Annotated in this window: 1 protein-coding gene; it reads right to left on the bottom strand. The window is 67.5% G+C overall.

Features of this window, described 5'->3' with window-relative positions; genetic code table 11:
- Positions 1–33: 33 nt before the first annotated feature.
- A complete protein-coding gene (locus ABZ801_RS41580) occupies positions 34–948 on the bottom strand; it encodes an IS982 family transposase (protein ID WP_360709481.1) in 915 nt (304 codons plus the stop codon).
- Positions 949–1,023: the final 75 nt, after the last annotated feature.

Genomic DNA, 1,023 nt, shown 5'->3' with positions numbered 1-1,023 from the left:
CTAGATGATTGATTCCAAGCTGTCTGGTTGCGGTCAGTGATCGTAGGCGGTCAGGGATCGGGCGGTGGGCTGGGCGGTTTTGTCGTTGTGCCAGATCGCTGCGGTCAGCGCCAGGACGCGGACGCTCACCCGGACGACGACGCCCGCAGGAGTGCGGCCGCCGTGTCGTTCCAGGTCGAGCTGCCCTTTGAGGGTCTGGTTGATCGATTCGATGGTCTGCCGCAGCGGTTTGAACAGTTCGGTGCCGGCCCGTGCGGGTTCGCCCTTGCGAGCCTTGCGCAGCAGCCGCAGACCACTGCTGGTGAGGGCGTGCTCGAACGCGCGTCCGTAGTAGTGCTTGTCGGCGATGATCGTCTGACCGGGGTGACGGGCCACCAGGTCACCGGCGGCGTCCAGCATGCCCAGCAGGGTGGTGCGTTCGTCGGCCTTGGCGCCGGTGAGCGCGAACGCCACCGGCAGCCCGCCCAGCGTGCACACCAGGTGCAGCCGAAGCCCCCAGAAGAACCGGGAATGCGATGCGCAGTAGCCGTACTCGGCCCAGCCCGCCAGCGCGCTGCGGCGGGTCGTCTCGCGGGACCGGCCGCACTCCACCGGGGTGGAGTCCACCACCCACACGTCGTCGCTCCACAGCGAAGTGTCGCGCCCCAGCACCTCGATCATGGTGATGACCAGGGGCGATGCCGCTCGCAGCCGCTTGTTGTAGCCGGGCTGGCGCGGCAGGCGGGGGAACATGCCGGCCAGGTGCTCGCGGGCGTAGCGAAGCCACCGCCGCTCGCTGGTGAAGCCCAGCAGCGCCGACATCACCGCCAGGGTCACCAGCTCGGCGTCACTGAGTGCGGGCTTGATGCCCACTCGCGGACGCCGCGGAGCCAGGTGCGGGAAAGCGGTCAGGTGGTCATCGATCTTGACGTACAGTGCGGTGGCGAGGGTGTCCAGGTCTTTCGTCACAAATCGATCTTGGACACCCTCGTCGCATGTCCGCAGGCAATCCGCACGCTTCCGCCCTTGGAATCAAGCATCTAG

This window comes from Actinomadura sp. NPDC047616 (assembly GCF_040642915.1).
In the GTDB taxonomy this organism is placed as follows: Bacteria; Actinomycetota; Actinomycetes; order Streptosporangiales; family Streptosporangiaceae; genus Spirillospora; species Spirillospora miaoliensis.
This window is presented reverse-complemented; position numbering and strand designations above follow the sequence as displayed.